This window comes from Dyadobacter endophyticus (assembly GCF_014641595.1).
In the GTDB taxonomy this organism is placed as follows: Bacteria; Bacteroidota; Bacteroidia; order Cytophagales; family Spirosomataceae; genus Dyadobacter; species Dyadobacter endophyticus.
This window is the reverse complement of sequence record NZ_BMIA01000001.1, coordinates 1,744,999-1,764,000: the sequence shown is the minus strand read 5'-3', so window position 1 is coordinate 1,764,000 and position 19,002 is coordinate 1,744,999. Positions and strand designations below refer to the sequence as shown.

The window sequence follows — 19,002 nt, the reverse complement described above, 5'->3', positions numbered from 1 at the left end:
TTGCCCGTTTTTTTCCATTTTGGGCAGGTTTTTTGTATAAGAAAGATCAGCACAATCTTGACCCCGAAATCCTGATGAGAGTTATCTTTTTTTTGATTTTGACCGTTCAGATCGGCTTGTATCAGACGACTTTCGGACAGGGTAATGCCCAGGCGGAAAGCAGGTACCGGTCGGCCCTGGCAGATTACAAACAAGGCAGATATGCTGTGGCGATGGATAAGTTTTATCCCATGACCAGCGTCAACGCCAAAACGGCCTATTCTCCGTACGCACATTACTATTATGCATTGAGCGCCTATCAGCTGAAACGCTATAAGGATGCCAGACCGATGCTGCTGCAATTGCAAAGCCGGTATCCCGGTTGGAATAAAATCAATGACGTGTATTACCTGCTGGGGGCGGTAAACCTCGCAAACGGGCAGATTACCGAAGGCCTGGACCAGCTTGGGAGGATTAAGGAATCGTCGCTGAACAAGGATGTGCAGGCATTGAAACAGCATCACCTGGGCGAAATCAAAGACTTCCTGAAACTGAAAGACCTGCAAAAACAATATCCTTCCGACCGCGATATCGCATTGATGGTGTACCAATCCATTCAATCGGCGCGCACTCCCGCGCAAGGCGATCTGGCCTATGCCGACCAGCTTGACAAGCAGTTTAAATTCCGGAAAAGCGAAAAGGTAGAGGAAGCACCGAAACGCAGTGCGCCGAAGTCGGACACGCAGTGGACGAAAGGTTACCTGGATGTTGCCGTGTTGTTACCGTTCCGTCTGGATGAATTCAGTACTTCCAGACGCCGTTCCAATCAGTTTGCCTACGACTATTATCTGGGGCTGACGGTAGCGAAAGAGCAGCTCCAAACGGAGGGAATCACTGTTAACCTGTGGGCTTACGATGTTAGCAACGATGTAAAGAGCATGCAGGCGATTGCAGATAACAAAAACTTTCAGCTCTCGGATATGGTCATCGGACCATTGTATGCGGGCACTTTCGATGTAGCAGCCGATTTTGTTTCCGGAAGCAATGCAATTATGCTCAACCCGCTTTCAACGGACGCAAACTTGCTGAAAGGCGGCAATATTTACCTGGGTCATCCTTCCATCACCTTTCAAACCCAGAAAGCCGCACAATGGATGCGTACCCTTTCGCCGGGACTCAATACGGTAATTTATTACGGCAATACTCCCAAGGATTCGGCCATGGCGGCTTCCTACGCAGCGGAATGGAAGGCAAAGGGAGGGAAGGTAACGAGCATATCCAAAATCCAGCCTGACCGCGAATCGCTGGAAAGCAAGATCCCGTCATTTGAAACCAACAAACCGGCCCATATTGCCTTGTTTTCGTCGGATGGAGAATCGGGAGGAAACCTGATAGAGGTATTGAATGGCCGTAAATTGAACACGCTGCCGGTATTGGCTACTTCGACGAGCTTCAACAGCCAGCAATCGCGTTTGTCGCGCTATGGCTCACGACTGTCGCTCATCGACGCGGACCACGTAGACCGCGAGAAAGAAACGATCCGCCAGTTCCAGAAGAATTATTATAATAAAACCAGTACTTTTCCTTCGGTGTATTCCTACCAGGGCTATGACCAGCTGCTTTTCTTTGGTCGTATGCTTTCGAAATACAAGGATAAGCTCCCTGCTGGCCTGCAATCGCGCAAGTTTGGTAGCGAAGAGTTCCTGCTGTCGGGTTTTGACTATACCAAAGCGAATGAAAACCAGATTACACCTGTCCTGAAATACAGCGGCTCCAAATGGGTACCTGTGGACAGATAATACCAACCTTTTTAACAGAATGAATACTTCAACGAGCCAGCAACTTTTCGAGAAAGCACAAAATTATATTCCCGGTGGGGTCAATTCGCCTGTGCGCGCATTCCGTGCGGTAGGGGGCTCCCCGCTGTTTATCAAATCGGCCAAAGGCCCCTACATCTACGACGAGGACGGCAACGAATACATCGAACTGATCAATTCCTGGGGCCCGATGATTCTCGGGCATGCGCATGAACTGATCCAGAAAGCCGTTTCCGACGCAATTCAGCATTCATTCTCTTTTGGCGCGCCTACTCGCAAGGAAGTGGAAATGGCGGAACTGATCGTTTCTATGGTGCCTTCGATCGAGAAGGTGCGGATGGTGAACTCCGGGACGGAAGCTACGATGTCGGCCATACGCGTAGCGCGCGGGTATACAGGTAGGGACAAGATCATCAAATTCGAAGGCTGCTACCACGGCCACGGCGACAGCTTCCTGATCGCAGCAGGTAGCGGGGCAGTTACATTTGGCACGCCCGATAGTCCGGGTGTGACAAAAGGCGTTGCCAACGACACATTAACCGCCCCTTACAACGACCTTGAAGCGGTCCAGCAACTCGTGGATGTCAACAAAGGCCAGGTCGCGGCGCTGATCCTCGAACCGGTCGTGGGTAATATGGGCTGTGTACTCCCAAAAGAAGGCTTTTTGCAAGGCCTGCGCCGCATTTGCGATGAAGAAGGCATTGTGCTGATCCTCGACGAGGTGATGACCGGCTTCCGTCTTTCTAAGGGAGGAGCGCAGGGAAGATTCGGAATTACGCCGGATTTAACGACGTTAGGAAAAATAATAGGTGGAGGAATGCCCGTAGGAGCCTATGGTGGCAAGGCTGAGATCATGAATTGTGTTTCACCGGCCGGACCCGTATATCAGGCGGGTACGCTTTCTGGTAACCCTATCGCCATGGCTGCAGGGTATACCATGCTTACGTATTTGAGTGAGCATCCGGAAGTTTACACGCAGCTCGAAAACTCCGGCAGCAAGCTCGCCAACGGTTTCCGCGCTTCGATGGAGAAGTTAGGTTTGAACTACACGTTAAACCAGATCGGTTCCATGTACACGCTGTTCTTCACGCCAAATGCCGTGACGGATTTCCCATCAGCCAAGTCATCGGATCTGCCGCTTTTCGGCAAGTATTTCCATGCCATGCTGAACCGCGGCATTTACATGGGCCCAAGCCAGTTTGAAGCAATGTTCCTCTCCACGGCACTAACGGATGCGCATTTGGATAGGATTATTGCCGCGAATGAGGAAGCGCTTGTGGAGATAACTCGGTAACATTGAGGCATTCAATCATTCACTCATTCAAAATTGAACTCACGCCGCTACTCGATCATCATCCCCGTTTACAACCGTCCCGACGAGTTGGAGGAACTGCTTGGCTGTCTAGCTGTGCAGACTTACCGCAATTTTGAGGTGGTAATCGTTGAAGACGGTTCAAAAATTAAAGCTGACGAAGTCGTAAAAACTTTCTCAGACAAACTCGACATTTATTACCATTACAAAGAAAACGGCGGCCAGGGTTTTGCGCGTAACCACGGTTTCGAGCGGGCTGCGGGCGACTATTTCATATTGCTGGATTCGGATGCATTGATCGAGCCGAACTACCTCTCCATCGTCGAAAACCGCCTGAATACCGACTATGTTGACCTATACGGCGGGCCTGATACGGACCATCCTTCATTTACACCCATTCAGAAAGCCATTAGTTACTCGATGACGTCGGTGTTTACAACAGGCGGTATTCGCGGTAAGAAGAGCAATATGGGTGGTACCTTTCATCCTCGGAGCTTCAATATGGGCCTCTCGCGTAAGGTGTGGGAGCGTACGGGAGGGTTTCTGACAAGCCGGATGGGAGAGGATATCCTGTTCAGTATCGCGGCATTGAGGTTGGGTTTCAAGTCGGCATTGATCCCCGAGGCATTTATCTACCACAAACGCCGCACGCAGTTCGGGGCGTTTTTCAGGCAGCTGAAATTTTTCGGTCGCGCGCGCATTAACATTGCCCGCTATTATCCCGACGAGCTGAAGCTCGTGCATACATTCCCGTTACTATTTACGCTCGGTGTTTGCAGCATTCCATTGTGGTACTTCATTTTTGAGCCATTCTTTTATCTCGGATTGTGGTTCCTGGCCATTTATGTCGCATTGTTGTTCATTGATGCATTCCGCAAAACGAAGAGCGCAGAAGTTGCATTCCTGAGCATCGGGGCTGCATTTGTGCAGCTTTTCGGCTACGGAATAGGCTTTGTTCAAGAAGGATGGAAGAGGCTTTGGGAAAACAAATCGCATAGGGAAACAGGGGCGGCGATTGAGTATCCTTCGTAAAGTTGGCAGGTGTAGTTACGAATAGCCAAGAGTTTAAAGCAAAAGAGGCAGTTCCCGGGAAACTGCCTCTTTTGCTTATATAATACTCCAATACGCGATCTGCTACTTCTGACAGAAATAGACAATCTCCTCGCCGGGCAACGAATACCGCAAAACCTCGGCTTTGCTCAGTTCATCCATTACAAACCGGTCCTCGGTTACTTTGAAACCACCTTTTTCCAGTTCACGACCGTAGTTGCGGCCAAACAGGCGCAGGTGGTCGTTTTGAAGGAAATGGATTTCGCGTTCCTTCGGATCGGTGATCGTCGGGTCTTCGTAGGTTACTTCGTATTTCATGTCCTGCGGGGATTGGATCAATGCCCAGCCGCCCGGTTTGAGCACACGGTGGAGCTCGCTCATGGCGAGAATATAGTCGTCGACGTGTTCCATCACATGGTTGCAAATGGCGACATCGAAAGTGTTTTCTGGAAAAGGGATCTGGTGGATGTCCATTTTCACCTTGGCGAGGGGAGATTCGATGTCGGCGGTAATGTAATCCAGGTTTTTCATCTGTTCGAAACGGTCGATGAAGCAGTATTCGGGCGCTACGTGCAGGACTTTGAGGTTGGCGGTATAAAAATTGGTTTTGCGCCTCATATACAGCGCCATCAGGCGGTGGCGTTCGAGCGACAGGCAGCTAGGGCACAGCGCGTTCTCGCGGCTCGACGTGTTGCGGCCGTAGGGGAGGAACTTACGGTATTTGCTGCTGCACACCGGGCATTCCACTTTATTGCCGATATAAAAGATGCTGAGTAACCGCGCTGCCCAATGTCCGACAAGTTGAAGGTAGGGACGCGGAATGTAGCGCAGAACTAAACTAATGATGGATTTCATTAAACCAATTAACTAAAAATTAATAATTTTAGGATCATAACATCGAATAGCCTGTTTAATGATCCCCTCGATTGACCCGAAACCACCTGGTAAACGACTGATAAAAAGAATGTCGACCCGCACAAAATGGATGATTCTCGCTCCGTTGGGCTTGTTGCTGTTCAGTTTTGGTCTTACCGTTCTCAGCGAAGCGGCGCACCAGCGGCGCATTGGAGAGCCTACGCAGGTTTGGGTCGTATTAGGGCTTTACAGTCTAGCACTTATAAACGGGGGCCTGATCATGTTCGGTGAGGCTCTGCGTTTCCGTATCCTGCTCGATGTCCGTCGCGAAACGCGGCGTAGCATGCGCCAGCTGCTGCGGAAGGTCAATCTGAAAGCTGCTTCGGGAAAACACAAATCCTCTAAAAAAGCAAAAAGCCCTACCAAAACAGATTGACAGGACTAGTTGAATAGCATTTCCGAAGAGGCTTATTATTTTTTATTTGCTTCGAATTGAGCCTTGATAGCCTCAACGTCAACATTGCGCACTTCTGGTTTGCGTAGAAGGTTTTTGATCTTCGCAGTGCGGTTGTTTGCTACTGCTTTGTTTCTGCGACCTTTACGTTTTAATTCCGTAACTCCCATTGTAAAAGTTGTTTTGTGAAAGAGCCGCAAAATTAAGCATTTAAACGTAAATATTGCACTCAATAGTCATAAATATTGCATGACCTGCCCTAACTTTACGGTTTCATTGGCCATTCAAGGCCGAAATCGATAGCATTATTATAATGAGTAAACCATCTCTTGCCCGCGGAACCCGTGACTTTGGTCCGGAGCAAATGGCAAAGCGTACTTTCATTTTCGACACTATCCGACGCTCTTTCCAACGATATGGTTTCCTACCATTGGAAACCCCCGCTTTCGAAAACCTGTCGGTTCTGATGGGTAAATATGGCGAGGAAGGCGACCAGCTGCTCTTCAAATTGCTCAATTCGGGCGATTTCAGCGGCAAGCTCACCGACAGCGACTGGAAAGAAGGATATAAGCCTCTAACGACCAAAATTTCCGAAAAAGGGCTGCGCTACGACCTTACCGTGCCATTTGCACGCTACGTGGTGATGAACCGCGGTACACTGGCAATGCCTTTCAAGCGGTACCAGATCCAGCCAGTCTGGCGCGCCGATCGTCCGCAGAAGGGGCGTTACCGCGAGTTTTACCAATGCGACGCCGACGTGGTAGGCACCGATTCACTGCTTTGCGAGGCCGAAATCGTGATGCTTTTGCATGATATCCTGCCTGCATTGGGGATTAACAACTTTACTGTAAAGATCAATAACCGCAAAATCCTGACCGGCATCGCCGACATGATCGGGGCGCACGGAATGGAGGGACCGCTTTGTGTCGCGATTGATAAATTGGATAAAATCGGGAAGGACAAAGTGGTTGAGGAACTCCTCGAACGCGGTTTCGCTTCTGATAGTATCGATAAGCTCGAACCGATTTTCAGTCTTTCAGCCGATGAAGATCCATTTACGGAGCTGAAAAGCTGGCTCGCCGAATCGGAAGTTGCATTAAAAGGTATCCAGGAGCTGGAAGAGGTGTGGGCGATGGTGAAGGTCCTGGGGTTGGAAAATGCGAAGATCGAATTCGACGTCACGCTCGCGCGCGGGCTCTCGTATTACACAGGTGCGATTTTCGAAGTGAAGGCTAATCATGTACAGATCGGCAGTATTTCGGGCGGTGGCCGCTACGATAACCTGACGGGCACTTTTGGTGTTCCGGGTATCTCAGGCGTAGGTATTTCGCTCGGTGTCGACCGTATTTATGATGTAATGGAAGAACTGAACCTCTTCCCCGAAAGCCAGAAGACGAGTACCAAAGTGATGATCTCGAATTTCGATGAGGAGGCGTTTACTTACGGGCTGTCGATCCTGCCGAAGTTCCGGAAAGCAGGTATTAACTCGGAGATTTACCCGGATTCGGTGAAGCTGAAAAAGCAACTCGATTATGCGGACCGCAAGAGCATCCCATTTGTCATTTTAATCGGCTCGGACGAAATGCAATCCGGTTTGCTGACTTTGAAAAACATGAAAACCGGTGAGCAGGAGAAACTGAAAACGGAAGATATCATAACTTTGCTGACCCGGGAAGACCAATAACCCTATTAAATACCGACAAACGGCTGCGTGAGCAACCTATAACTTTATGAATGATAATATTTTAAGAATTGCCATCCAGAAATCGGGCAGGCTTAGTGAGGATTCTTTAAAACTGATCAAAGAATGCGGCATCCGTTTCGACAACGGTGCGGGTAAACTCAAAACCGACGCGACGAACTTTCCTGCCGAAATCCTTTTCCTGCGCGACGACGATATTCCAGGTTATGTGGAAGACGGCGTGGCACATCTGGGGATCGTAGGGGAGAATGTATCGGAAGAATCCTGCAAGGATGTGAATACCGTTCACAAGCTGGGCTTCTCGAAATGCCGCCTGTCGATTGGCGTTTTGCGCGAGGCAGTGTACAACGGCGTACAGGACCTGCAAGGCAAAAGCATTGCGACTACTTACCCTCGTTTGCTGGAACAATATCTTAAATCTCATGATGTTACGGCTGATATCCACGAGATCAGCGGATCGGTGGAGATCGCGCCGAGCATTGGCCTGGCCGATGCGGTTTGCGATATCGTGAGCTCAGGCAGCACGTTGCTGAGCAATGGTTTGAAAGAAGTGGAAACGATTTTCCGCTCCGAGGCTGTCATGATCGCCAGCAAGCACCTTTCGGATATTCAACAAGACCTGCTGGACCAGCTTTTGTTCCGAATCAAATCGGTGCAGGTAGCGAAGAACAACAAATACATTTTGCTCAACTGCCCTGTGGATGCGGTGGAGAATATCACCAAGTTCCTGCCGGGTATGCGTTCCCCGACGATCCTCCCATTGGCGACGGAAGGCTGGTGCTCGCTGCATTCGGTGATCAACGAGAACGAGTTCTGGGAGAATATCGAGAAGATCCGCCAGGCCGGTGCAGAAGGGATTCTGGTTATCCCGATCGAGAAAATGATTGTTTAAGTATGGGGTTTTGATTCTGACATTATGAATATCATTCCATTTCCGGAAAGGGCACAATGGCCTGCATTGCTGGCACGGCCCGTTCTGGAAGCCAAGGATATCGAGGCACGGGTGCAGCCTGTGCTCGAACAGGTGAAAAATGAGGGCGATGCGGGTATCAAAGCCCTCGCCCTGAAATTTGACAAAATTGAACTGACCGACCTCGCATTTTCAGAAAAAGACATTGCCGAAGCAGGTAACCGCCTCGACGATACATTGAAAGCGGCGATCGGTCAGGCTTACGAGAATATCTACAAATTCCACAAGGGACAGCTGCAAGCGCCCGAGAAGGTGGAAACCATGCCTGGTGTTACCTGCTGGCGTAAAAGCGTGGGGATCGAGAAGGTGGGGATCTATATTCCCGGCGGATCGGCACCATTGTTCAGTACAGTATTGATGCTCGGTATTCCGGCGCAAATTGCTGGTTGTAAGGAGATTGTTCTTTGCACGCCGTCAGATCATCCTGCTATTTTGTACGCGGCCAAACTTGTGGGCGTTACCAAAGCATTCCGCATTGGTGGTGCGCAGGCGATTGCGGCCATGGCTTATGGTACGGAGAGTGTTCCGAAGGTTTACAAGATATTTGGTCCGGGTAACCAATATGTTACAACTGCCAAAATGCTGGTCAGCAAAGAAGGTGTCGCGATCGATATGCCTGCCGGGCCGTCGGAAGTGGCGATCTACGCGGACGATACGGCTTTGCCCTGCTTTGTAGCCGCCGACCTGCTTTCCCAGGCCGAACACGGCGCCGACAGCCAGGTTTTATTGGTTTCAACCAGCAAAAAACTGCTTGGTTCGGTGAATATCGCATTGGCGGAGCAACTGGAAGCACTCCCGCGCAAGGAGCTAGCTGCACAGGCGATGGCCAACAGTAAAGCGATACTGGTCGAAACGGACGAAGAAGCTATTGAAATGCTTAACGAATACGCGGCGGAGCACTTGATCCTCAGCATTGCCCATGCGGAAGAGGTTACTGAGAAGATTTACAATGCCGGTTCGATATTCCTGGGGAACTACACGCCTGAGTCGTGCGGGGATTATGCTTCGGGTACTAACCATACATTGCCTACCAACGGCTATGCAAGGGCTTACAGCGGTGTTTCCGTCGATAGTTTTGTGAAAAAAATCACAGTTCAGCACATTACGGAGGAAGGTATCCGCAACATCGGGCCTACCGTAGAAGCTATGGCAGCAGCCGAATCGCTCGACGCCCATAAGAATGCCGTGAGCATTCGTTTGAAAAATCTTTTGTGAAAAATTTTAAGACCGGGAAATTTGTCCTAAATTAGAGGACAAATTTCAACGGCCTTAAAAAACACGGAAATGACAGCATACATGGTAAACGAACGTTTGGGAGGTTACGAAACCCTCAAACATGCTGTGAAAAATGATTTCGACCTGGCATACCTGGCCGAAAACGGCATTCCGAAAGCTTCTATTCAGCATCTGGCTGATTCTATCGGGATGGATATTAAAGATGTGATAGCGCTGTTGCCTGTTACTTCCAGGAACTTGCAGCGTTACAACGATATCGATCTGCTTAGCAATGTAGTTTCTGATCATCTGATCGCCCTGGCCGATCTGTTCTCCGTGGGGAACCGGGTTTTGGGTAAAGAATATTTCCTCGATTGGCTGAATAACGAGGTGCCTGCGCTGGGTAGTGAGAGACCGATCAGCTTTTTACGGACCCATGCGGGCATTGAGCTGGTCAAAACCGAATTAGGGCGCATGGAACACGGTATTTTCGCTTAATGGAGCTATTCAGGATAACAAGATCGGAATATCAGGATGATTTGAGTGGAATAGGGGCTTTCTACAACGGGGGACGATGGAACACTCCGAGAAATGCTATGCTTTATACTTCTTCACACCGCTCGCTGGCCATGCTGGAAGTGCTCGTGCACTGGCATAAAACCGTGACACCCCCGAATTACGTGATCGTTTCCCTGGAAATCCCCGATAACCTGGCGACCATTTCCGAGCCCAAACTGATTGCCGACTGGCAGGAGGACCAGCAATGGAGCAAGGACATAGGCGATACCTGGCTGAAACCGGGCAACACCCTTTTGCTGCGGGTTCCTTCGGTGGTGGTGAAGGCAGAGCAGAATTACCTCGTCAATCCGATGCATCCCGACGTTGTCTCTCTCCGGATCACCGACATTGAGCCCCTGAATTTTGATAAAAGGCTCTTCAAACAGAAATAGAATCCACACACGGCAATCGCCGTAATTTCCGATAGTATGAATAACAGTTTCGATTTAAACAAAATCCTTCGCCCGCACATCCTCACGCTGGCCCCGTATTCATCCGCAAGAGACGAATATACCGGGCATGTAGGCATATTCCTGGATGCGAACGAAAACCCGTACGGTTCGGTGACCGGCGAGAACTATAACCGCTACCCGGATCCTTACCAGGCCGAAATCAAGCAGAAACTGAGCCCGATCAAACAGGTAAGCCCCGACCGTATTTTCCTAGGGAACGGAAGCGATGAGCCGATCGATTTGCTCACGCGCGCTACGTGTACGCCCGGGCAGGACCGTGTGATTATTCTGCCGCCGACGTACGGTATGTATGAAGTGAGCGCCTCGATCCATGATGTGAAGATCGATAAGGTCTCGCTTACCAATGACTACCAAATCGATACAGAGGCCGTTCTGAATGCGGTAACGCCTTTGACAAAGATCATCTGGATCTGCTCGCCTAACAACCCGACGGGCAATGTGATGCAGCACGATGCCATCCAAACCATTCTCGAAAATTTCAGCGGTCTGGTAGTGGTAGATGAGGCTTATATTGATTTCACCAACGAGCCTTCGTGGATCGGGCATCTGGACAAATACCCCAACCTGGTCGTATTGCAGACATTCTCCAAAGCGTGGGGCCTTGCGGGCATCCGTGTAGGCATGTGTTTTGCTTCACCTGAACTGATCCGCATTCTGAACAAGATCAAACCACCCTACAACATCAGTTTGCCCGCGCAGCAGGCGTTACTGGAAGGGTTGAATGGCATCGAGAAGAAGGACAAAATGGTGGCCGACATTCTCCAGCAACGAGACGCGTTGACCGAAATGCTGCAAAGCCTGCCGATTGTGGTCAAAATTCACCCCACGGACGCCAACTTCCTGCTCGTGCAGTTCGAGGAAGCGAAGGCCGTAATGGATTATTTGATCCGTGAAACGATCATTGTGCGCGACCGTTCGCGCGTGCATTTATGCGAGGGATGCCTCCGGATTACCGTAGGGACAAAAGAAGAAAACGAAGTTTTGATCGAATCATTAAAGAAATTCCAGCCCAGGAACGTTATTGCATAGCTGGTATATCAGCGTTCCCGGAACATTTCCCCGATTTAATTAACTATGAAGAAATTAGCCTTAACTTTTATTTGCGCACTTTGCTTCGGAATGGCGCACGCCCAATACGACAACTGGGCGGTAGGTTTCAAACTCGGTGAACCCACCGGCGTTAACATCCGCAAGTATTTCAACAACATCCACGCCATCGACGTCACAATCGGCACTTATGGCGGCATTCTGGGCAACGACCGCAAGTACCGCGGCGACAACGGACTTTACAAAAACACCGGCCTTTCGCTCCAAATGCATTATTTATGGCACACGCCATTGTTCAACTCGGAAGCGGTGCATGTATATTATGGCCTTGGCGGGCAGATCAACAACCGCCGTTCATACCCGAAACGACTGAACGGCGATTATGAAAAGAACCTTACCCTAGGCGGCTCGGTGTTGGGTGGTTTTGAATATTACATTCCCGATAACCGTATTTCCGTGTTTCTGGAAGGAGGAACGTACGTGGAACTGTTGAGAAAGCCTTTCTTCTTCAGTCCCAATATTTCGGCCGGTCTCCGCTTCAATCTTTGAGAAATACTTCTTTCAAGCATACGAAAAGCAGGTTTACGCCTGCTTTTTTTGTTTAATTTGATGCGCAGTTTCGACTCGCTTCACCTATTTACCGGCGCAAAGTGTTTAAAGTTTACAGTTCATCGGCAGGGTCGGGGAAAACTTACACCCTCACCAAAGAATACCTCAAACTAGCCCTGCATTCCAATTCGGAGTTGTATTTCAGGCATATTCTGGCTGTGACATTCACCAATGCGGCGGCCAATGAAATGAAGGACCGCATTCTGCTGATGCTCCGCACATTCTCGGCATATACCGAAACCGACACGAAGCCGCACCCGATGATGCGCGACGTGGTAGTAGAAATGTACCCTGATACCGAACACGATACAGGGCTTTTCACGGGAGCATGCCAATTGATAGCCGCCCGTGCGCAAATGGTTTTCGGGCAAATCCTGCACCGCTATTCCGACTTCTCGGTGATGACGATCGACAAGTTCACGCAGCGGCTCATCAGCAGTTTTACGGACGAGCTGGGCATTCCGTTTGTATTTGAAACACAACTCGACGGCGACCTGCTCGACGACGCGGTGGACAGGCTACTGGCCAGGATCGGGCAGGAGGGCGAGGAGGTACTGACCGATATTGTCGAGAAATATTACCGTGAGAATGCCGAGGAAGGCAAAAACTGGGGCGCATTGCCGATGCAGATCCGCGACACGGCGGGTACTTTGCTGAGCGAGCAGAGTTACTTGCAGATGAAGCGCGTTGAGGACCTGAAAATGGAGGACTGGATTATTGTGCGTAAGCAAATGCGCGATTTCGTACGTGGGCGGGAGGAAATGATGACCAGGGACGCGAAAAATGCATTTGAACTCATTCAATCTACCTATTTGAGTGAAAAAGACTTCCACCAGAGTGGCAGAGGCATTTACGGCTATTTCAGAGACCGCGCCGAAGGTAAAAAACTCTGGATGGAGCCCAATTCTTACGTTTACAAAACCATCGGAGAAGGTGTGTGGTATGGTGCCAAAACGCCGGCACCGATCCGGGACGAAATAGAACGCCTCCGCATTGATTTGGAAAACTATTTCCATCAGATTGAAAATATACGCTCGGTGGAAACCGGGAAGATTACCCTTTACAACCAGCTCGACAGGCATATTTACAACCTGTCGCTCCTGGGCGAAATCAGGAAAGAATTTGACGCATTGCTCAAACAGAACAACCAGGTTCATATTTCTGATTTCAACCGGAAGATCGTCGACATCGTCGCGCGGGAACCGGTACCGTTTATTTTTGAGCGGTTAGGAGAAAAATATAACCACATTCTGGTCGACGAGTTTCAGGATACTTCCAAGCTGCAATTCGCAAACCTGCTGCCGTTGATCGAGAATGCATTGTCGAGCGGATTTTTCAATCTGATCGTGGGTGATGCGAAGCAATCGATCTACCGTTTCCGGGGTGGGGATATGGATCTGATATTGCATCTGGCGCAAAACCAGGTAATGCGGCTGGGAAGCATTCTCGGGAATAGCCCGTTCAACGAAGAACGGCTGTTTGCACTGGACAACTATCTGCATATCAATCACCTCAAAACCAATCGGCGTAGCTTCCGGGAGGTTACCGAGTTCAACAACCGGTTTTTCGCATTCATCGCCGATTCGCTGGGCGACGAATATCCGCTGATACGCGAAGTGTACGACGAGCATTTCAGCCAGGAAATACCCGAGGGCGTGAGCGAAGGCGGCCATGTGGAAATCGAGTTTCTGGAGATGAATGAAGCCACCGAAGAAGGTGCCGGGGAATCCTCTTCGGACCCGATCTCCCGGCGCGGGTTCGAACTTGTGAGCGGGCTTCGGAAAGAAGGCTATCACTGGCGGGACATAGCCATTTTATGCAGAAAGAAAAAAGAAGCCACCACCCTGGCCAATACGCTGAAGGAGGCCGGCTTCCCGCTCATTTCCGACGACGCATTGTCGCTGGCCTACTCGCGATCCGTGCATTTCATTATCTCGTTCATGAAGGTGCTCCACAGTTCGGATCACCGGCTTGCACGATACGAAGCGGCATATTTGTTCCACCAGGTGATACGCCGGCAGAACCCGGCCCCGCATGAGTACGAGGAGATCAGGGTGCTTTGTGAAGCGCGAGGCCTCGACAGTTTCCTCGAATATTTCAGGAAATGGGATATTGGCATTACCTCATTCAAAATGCGGCAGGTGTCGGTGTTTGAGCTCACGGAATTGCTGATGCAGCAATTTGGCCTTTTCAAACAACAACTCGAAAGCGAATACCTGTTCCGCTTCCTGGATGTGGTGCTGGAATTTGGTAACCGGAAGAGTAATCACCTCGGCGATTTTCTGAACTATTGGGAATCAGCCAGATACAAGTTTTCGATTACGGTACCCGAAGGCACGGATGCAATCCGCATTACTACCATTCACAAATCAAAAGGATTGGAATATCCAGTGGTGATCATTCCCTATGCCCAATGGAAAGTGACGCCCAATGCGCGCCTCGACCGGCTTTGGGTCGATATGGATGAGGTTGACTATCAAGAGATCCGGCTGGAAGATAAGCCCCATTATACGAATGCCAAACTGAGGAGCTCGATGGTTTCCGTGGTGAAAGAGCTTGAAAATACGGTGGTAGGCGAGCAGTACCGGGAAGAACGGATGCGGACGCTGATCGAGAACCTGAACCTGCTTTACGTCGCATTCACGCGGCCTGTACAGCGGCTTTATGTGCTGGCGAAGCGCGAACGCCGTTGGGAGTCGGGACAGCAGATCAACCACTGGCTGCGCGACTACCTGAACCAGGAAGGCGTCACGCCTGCCTGGGACGAGACCATTTCCCAATATGTGATTTCCGGCATGCCGGCGGCCGGCGACCCGGCGGCGGAAGGCTCAGGAGTGCTCAGACATGCGCATGTGAGCGGGGGGACGAGTCCTTTTGTGTTGAACAACATATTGAGCAACGACCGCACAGAATCGCTGCGCCTGCGCCGGATGGCCGACCGTATTTTCGACGTGCAGACGTTCGAGCCGCGCCACGACAGGCTGCAAAAAATGCGGTACCTGCTAACGAGGCTGAGAACCATTTCGGATCTGCCCGAGGCGTTGGAAAAGCTAGTGGGCGAGGGGATTTTTACCCGGAAGGAAACCCGGGAGATTGAAGACCTGACACTTTCGCTCTTGCAGGATCCTTCATTGCAAGCGCTTTACCAAGACGAAAACCATATTCAAATCAACAGAGAACTATTGGTTCCGGGAGGTAAAATGCTGCACATAGACAGGCTCGTTCAGCGGCCCGACGGCGGGTATATCTTCATGTCGTTCGTAGGCGGGAACAGCGCCGACGAGCCTCGCAGGCATTTAAAGAAGCTGATAAGGACCTTCACAGAGAGCGGGAAGCAATCGAGAGGGGTGCTGATCACCCTGGAAGATGAACTCACGGAATGGGTAGAATAGTAGAAGTATTTAACCTAATTGAAATTGAACGCGGTTAAAATTCCAACAAAAAGGGCCATAATGCGCCCAAAATGCATTATTTTTCCAATTAATCCCCAAATAGACATTTAGTACTAGTTCTACGCGCTATTCAACGTTTATGCATCTCACATTTCAGCGCCAGGTTTTACTTGGAATCTCATTTTCAATTCTATTAGTGCTCGCAGTAGGCTATGTGTCCTACAATGCAATCCTGATCCAGCAGGAAAATACCGCCTGGGTGGATCACACACGGGAGGTAATGCGGGTTTCTACCGCCGTTAAAAACCGTCTGCTGACAGCAGAAGCGAATGTCCGTGGTTTCGCGATCACAGGCAATAAAACCTTCGAAACAGTTTATCTGGAAGCTTCGCGCGACATTTGGGACGACGTCGGGACATTGCGTAAGCTCGTGAAAGACAACAAGGCACAAAGCGCCCGGGTGGACTCGCTGTCCGTTCTGCTCGAGAACCGGGTGGGGATAATGAGTCGGCAATACGAAATACTGAAAACGGAAAAGTACAGTATCGATACGATCCAGCGGATCGTGTTGCAGGGGAAGGATGTTTCCCTAAAAATCGAATTCAGCTTTCGCCGCATCGAAAATGTGGAGGAGGGGCTACTGACTGAACGCGAGCAACTTGCGTCGATGAGCTCTGCGCGCGCCAAGCAGTATATTGTGATGGGTTCGGCGCTGTTTTTCCTCGTGATCCTCTTACTCTATTACCTCATCCGCAAGACTTACCTGGCCCAGGTTGCCAGTGAGCAGGCTACACAGTTGGCGAATAAAAGGTTGGAGCAACTGGGCCTGGAAGACCAGGAGAAGAACTGGATATTGAACGCGGCTATGGAAGTGTCCAGCGCGGTCCGCGGGGAACCTACACTGACCCAACTATCAGAAAGATTGCTGAGCAAACTGGCAGAAGTAACAGAATCTCATGTATCGGCGATGTACCTCGTGACACGTTCGGGCGAGGTGCTCGAAAGATCGGCTACGTATGGTATTTCGGAAGCGGCGCCTTCGTTTATACCATTTGGAGAAGGGATACTCGGGCAGTTTGCTGTGTCGAAGGAGAATATGAAGCGGCTGGATGTCTCCGCTGGCTATATGCAGGTTAAAACGGCTACGGGGAGCTCGGCGCCGGGGGTGGTGTTATTGAAAAACATTGCTTTCGAAGGGCAAACAGCGGCGCTTATCGAGATCGGTTATTTAAAAGAGCCGGGGGCCAAAGCGACCAAATTACTCGACATGATCTCGGACAACGTGGCGGTGGCCATTATGGCTGCCCGCGCGCGTGAGATTGCCGGTGAATTGCTCGAAAAAACGCAGTTGCAGGCGGAGGAACTGGAAAGCCAGCAAGAGGAATTACGCGTAACGAACGAAGAACTGACGCGGCAAACGTCGCTGTTACAAGTTTCGGAGGAAGAGTTGCGCGTCCAGCAGGAAGAACTGAAGCAGATTAATACCGAGCTGGAAGAAAAGGCATTCATGCTCGAAGAACAGAAGCGGACGATCGAGGAGGCGCGCGACCAGATCCAGAACAAGGCCGACGAGCTGGAAAGGAGCGGAAGATTCAAAAGTGAATTTTTGGCCAATATGAGCCACGAATTGCGCACGCCGCTGAACAGCATCCTGATTTTGTCACGCATTCTGGGCGAAAATAAAGGGGCCAGATTGAACGATGAAGAGCAGCGTTATGCCTCGGTAATTTATAATTCCGGGAACGATCTGCTGACCTTGATCAACGATATTCTGGATCTGGCGAAGGTGGAGGCCGGAAAGATCGAACTGATTCATGAGCAAATCAGCGCGGAATCCGTCCTCGCGGAGGTTAAAAACACCTTCCAGAAAGTGGCCGAGAACAAAGGCCTTGTATTGCAGATAACCAAGGCCGGATCGTGCCCTGAAATGCTTTTTACAGACCATACCCGTCTTTTGCAAATCCTGCGCAACCTGATCTCCAACGCAGTCAAATTCACCTCCGCGCCCGGCAAGGTTTCCCTTACGATTTCAAAAGAGGGTGATCAGCTGCATTTCGAAGTGGCGGACACCGGCATTGGGATACCGCTCGATAAACAGGCGTCGATATTCGAAGCGTTCCAGCAAGCCGATGGTTCCACAAGCCGCAAATTCGGGGGGACCGGACTGGGGTTATCGATCAGTCGCGAGCTTGCGGCCCTCTTCAGCGGGTCGATCTCGTTGAGGAGTGTTCCGGGAGAAGGCTCTGTATTTACATTAAAAATACCTTACCTGACCGAATCGGACGAGCAACCGGCTGGCGATCGGCAGGAAGTGGTTGTTGAACCGGCTGTAACGGAAGGCCCTGCTTACAGGCCGTCGCCATCAGAGAACGGCAAAGCGCGCCGTCTGCTGCTCATCGAAGACGATGCCGTTTTCGCAGCGGATATGGCCGCGAAAGCGCAGGGCAGCGGTTTTGCCGTGCAAATTGCGGCAAATGGTCGCGAGGCGCTGGAGATGGTAAGCACATTCAGCCCAACTGCAATCATCCTGGACATGCATTTGCCGGATATACCGGGCGAAGAGGTTTTGAAAGCGTTGAAAAGTGATACGCGCACGCGGCTGATCCCTGTGCACACGGTGTCATCGGGCGATTTTTTCGATGATGAGATGGTCAGAAACGGCGCGATCGGTTTCATGCAAAAACCGGTAGACGAGCGGTCGGCCCAGCAGATATTTACGGCATTAAAACTGCAAGGCAAAGACCTGGACCGGCAGCGCATCCTGCTTATTGAAGACGATGCTTTCCAGAGTAAATACCTGGGCGATTTCCTCTCGGGCAATAATATTTTCGTGCTATACGCCTATTCGGCCGCCGAGGCGCTGCATATGCTCGAATCCGACCGGGTGGACGGCATTATTCTCGATGTAAGGTTGGCGGACATGAACGGATTGGATCTTTTGGACAAAATCAAAGAGAACCCGCAATGGAACGAACTACCTGTGGTGGTGAATACCGCAGAGGACCTTACGCAGGCTGATCTGGGACGTGTGATGAAATATGCGCACCCGGTGGTGATCAAAACGAAAAAGTCCAACGAACGGTTGCTCGACGAGGTGAAACTGTTCCTCAAAAAGATCCAGCCCAGAACGCAAGAGCCGGAGGTAGCGGGGGAGTCGTTCAGCAATGCGGTCGTGAATGCAGAACAGCACTTTGCAGGAAAAAAACTGTTGCTCGCTGACGACGATATGCGCAATATCTTCGCATTGAGCGCCGTGCTGGAAGACGCCGGTTTCAGTATTGAAATCGCTACGAACGGTAAAGAGGCTATTAATAAGCTGGAAGACAATCCGGAGATAGAACTGATATTGATGGATGTGATGATGCCCGAAATGGACGGTATCGAAGCGACGCGCCGGATCAGGCAGGTGCCCAGATGGTCCAACATTCCCATTATTGCCGTGACCGCCAAAGCTATGCAGGGCGACCGTGAGCAATGCCTCGAAGCCGGTGCCAACGATTATATTTCAAAACCTGTGGATGTTGATAAGCTGCTCTCGCTGATCAAGGTCTGGTTACACGCCTAGGGGA

The 19,002-nt window shown here is 50.6% G+C and carries 15 protein-coding genes; 13 read left to right on the top strand and 2 right to left on the bottom strand.

The window, feature by feature from the left end:
* Positions 1-74 precede the first annotated feature (74 nt).
* The 3 genes from IEY24_RS07200 to IEY24_RS07190 are packed head-to-tail and all read left to right on the top strand — an operon-like array spanning position 75 to position 4,140.
* Positions 75-1,778, top strand: a complete 1,704-nt coding sequence (locus IEY24_RS07200) for an ABC transporter substrate-binding protein (RefSeq protein WP_188930056.1) — start codon at positions 75-77, stop codon at positions 1,776-1,778.
* 19 nt (positions 1,779-1,797) lie between these two features.
* The gene (gene hemL / locus IEY24_RS07195) at positions 1,798-3,090 is read left to right on the top strand and encodes a glutamate-1-semialdehyde 2,1-aminomutase (protein ID WP_188930054.1); all 1,293 of its coding nucleotides are present in this window, start codon (positions 1,798-1,800) and stop codon (positions 3,088-3,090) included.
* A 33-nt stretch (positions 3,091-3,123) separates the two neighbouring features.
* Positions 3,124-4,140, top strand: coding sequence for a glycosyltransferase family 2 protein (locus IEY24_RS07190; RefSeq protein ID WP_188930052.1), 1,017 nt, complete (start codon positions 3,124-3,126; stop codon positions 4,138-4,140).
* Positions 4,141-4,242: 102 nt separating this feature from the next.
* On the opposite strand, the gene IEY24_RS07185 is transcribed toward IEY24_RS07190, so the two are convergent.
* A complete protein-coding gene (locus IEY24_RS07185) occupies positions 4,243-5,013 on the bottom strand; it encodes a class I SAM-dependent methyltransferase (RefSeq protein WP_188930050.1) in 771 nt (256 codons plus the stop codon).
* Positions 5,014-5,122: 109 nt separating this feature from the next.
* Here IEY24_RS07185 and IEY24_RS07180 point away from each other — a divergent pair, with 109 nt between their 5' ends.
* On the top strand, positions 5,123-5,449 hold the full coding sequence (locus IEY24_RS07180) for a hypothetical protein (protein WP_229221552.1): 327 nt from the start codon (positions 5,123-5,125) through the stop codon (positions 5,447-5,449).
* 35 nt (positions 5,450-5,484) lie between these two features.
* On the opposite strand, the gene IEY24_RS07175 is transcribed toward IEY24_RS07180, so the two are convergent.
* Positions 5,485-5,637 carry a hypothetical protein gene (locus tag IEY24_RS07175; protein ID WP_015810647.1) on the bottom strand — a complete coding sequence of 51 codons (153 nt, stop codon included), beginning with the start codon at positions 5,635-5,637 and terminating at the stop codon, positions 5,485-5,487.
* A gap of 143 nt (positions 5,638-5,780) precedes the next feature.
* Here IEY24_RS07175 and hisS point away from each other — a divergent pair, with 143 nt between their 5' ends.
* From hisS to IEY24_RS07130, 9 genes are all read left to right on the top strand, one after another.
* A complete protein-coding gene (gene hisS, locus IEY24_RS07170; RefSeq protein ID WP_188930046.1) occupies positions 5,781-7,151 on the top strand; it encodes a histidine--tRNA ligase in 1,371 nt (456 codons plus the stop codon).
* A 46-nt stretch (positions 7,152-7,197) separates the two neighbouring features.
* Complete coding sequence (hisG, locus tag IEY24_RS07165) at positions 7,198-8,061, top strand: ATP phosphoribosyltransferase (RefSeq protein ID WP_188930044.1); 864 nt, start codon at positions 7,198-7,200, stop codon at positions 8,059-8,061.
* A 24-nt stretch (positions 8,062-8,085) separates the two neighbouring features.
* Entirely contained in the window at positions 8,086-9,354 is a 1,269-nt protein-coding gene (gene hisD, locus IEY24_RS07160; protein ID WP_188930042.1) for a histidinol dehydrogenase, read from the top strand.
* A gap of 69 nt (positions 9,355-9,423) precedes the next feature.
* The gene (locus IEY24_RS07155; RefSeq protein WP_188930040.1) at positions 9,424-9,852 is read left to right on the top strand and encodes an Xre family toxin-antitoxin system antitoxin; all 429 of its coding nucleotides are present in this window, start codon (positions 9,424-9,426) and stop codon (positions 9,850-9,852) included.
* Positions 9,852-10,304, top strand: coding sequence for an RES family NAD+ phosphorylase (locus tag IEY24_RS07150; RefSeq protein WP_188930038.1), 453 nt, complete (start codon positions 9,852-9,854; stop codon positions 10,302-10,304). Before IEY24_RS07155 ends, IEY24_RS07150 begins: the two co-directional genes overlap by 1 nt.
* Before the next feature lie 36 nt (positions 10,305-10,340).
* Positions 10,341-11,414 carry a histidinol-phosphate transaminase gene (hisC, locus tag IEY24_RS07145; RefSeq protein ID WP_188930036.1) on the top strand — a complete coding sequence of 358 codons (1,074 nt, stop codon included), beginning with the start codon at positions 10,341-10,343 and terminating at the stop codon, positions 11,412-11,414.
* A gap of 45 nt (positions 11,415-11,459) precedes the next feature.
* Positions 11,460-11,981: a hypothetical protein gene (locus IEY24_RS07140; RefSeq protein WP_188930034.1), complete on the top strand. Its 522-nt coding sequence runs from the start codon at positions 11,460-11,462 to the stop codon at positions 11,979-11,981.
* A 101-nt stretch (positions 11,982-12,082) separates the two neighbouring features.
* On the top strand, positions 12,083-15,433 hold the full coding sequence (locus IEY24_RS07135; protein WP_188930032.1) for a UvrD-helicase domain-containing protein: 3,351 nt from the start codon (positions 12,083-12,085) through the stop codon (positions 15,431-15,433).
* A 139-nt stretch (positions 15,434-15,572) separates the two neighbouring features.
* Positions 15,573-18,998, top strand: a complete 3,426-nt coding sequence (locus IEY24_RS07130; RefSeq protein ID WP_188930030.1) for a response regulator — start codon at positions 15,573-15,575, stop codon at positions 18,996-18,998.
* Positions 18,999-19,002 lie beyond the last annotated feature (4 nt).

Excerpts from the sequence above, each read along its gene's own strand:
- IEY24_RS07200 (WP_188930056.1), top strand. The coding sequence starts at position 75 with ATGAGAGTTATCTTTTTTTTGATTTTGACCGTTCAGATCGGCTTGTAT.
- hisS (WP_188930046.1), top strand. The coding sequence starts at position 5,781 with ATGAGTAAACCATCTCTTGCCCGCGGAACCCGTGACTTTGGTCCGGAG.
- hisD (WP_188930042.1), top strand. The coding sequence starts at position 8,086 with ATGAATATCATTCCATTTCCGGAAAGGGCACAATGGCCTGCATTGCTG.
- hisG (WP_188930044.1), top strand. The coding sequence starts at position 7,198 with ATGAATGATAATATTTTAAGAATTGCCATCCAGAAATCGGGCAGGCTT.
- IEY24_RS07155 (WP_188930040.1), top strand. The coding sequence starts at position 9,424 with ATGACAGCATACATGGTAAACGAACGTTTGGGAGGTTACGAAACCCTC.
- IEY24_RS07140 (WP_188930034.1), top strand. The coding sequence starts at position 11,460 with ATGAAGAAATTAGCCTTAACTTTTATTTGCGCACTTTGCTTCGGAATG.
- hemL (WP_188930054.1), top strand. The coding sequence starts at position 1,798 with ATGAATACTTCAACGAGCCAGCAACTTTTCGAGAAAGCACAAAATTAT.
- IEY24_RS07180 (WP_229221552.1), top strand. The coding sequence starts at position 5,123 with ATGTCGACCCGCACAAAATGGATGATTCTCGCTCCGTTGGGCTTGTTG.
- hisC (WP_188930036.1), top strand. The coding sequence starts at position 10,341 with ATGAATAACAGTTTCGATTTAAACAAAATCCTTCGCCCGCACATCCTC.
- IEY24_RS07185 (WP_188930050.1), bottom strand. The coding sequence starts at position 5,013 with ATGAAATCCATCATTAGTTTAGTTCTGCGCTACATTCCGCGTCCCTAC.
- IEY24_RS07130 (WP_188930030.1), top strand. The coding sequence starts at position 15,573 with ATGCATCTCACATTTCAGCGCCAGGTTTTACTTGGAATCTCATTTTCA.
- IEY24_RS07150 (WP_188930038.1), top strand. The coding sequence starts at position 9,852 with ATGGAGCTATTCAGGATAACAAGATCGGAATATCAGGATGATTTGAGT.
- IEY24_RS07175 (WP_015810647.1), bottom strand. The coding sequence starts at position 5,637 with ATGGGAGTTACGGAATTAAAACGTAAAGGTCGCAGAAACAAAGCAGTA.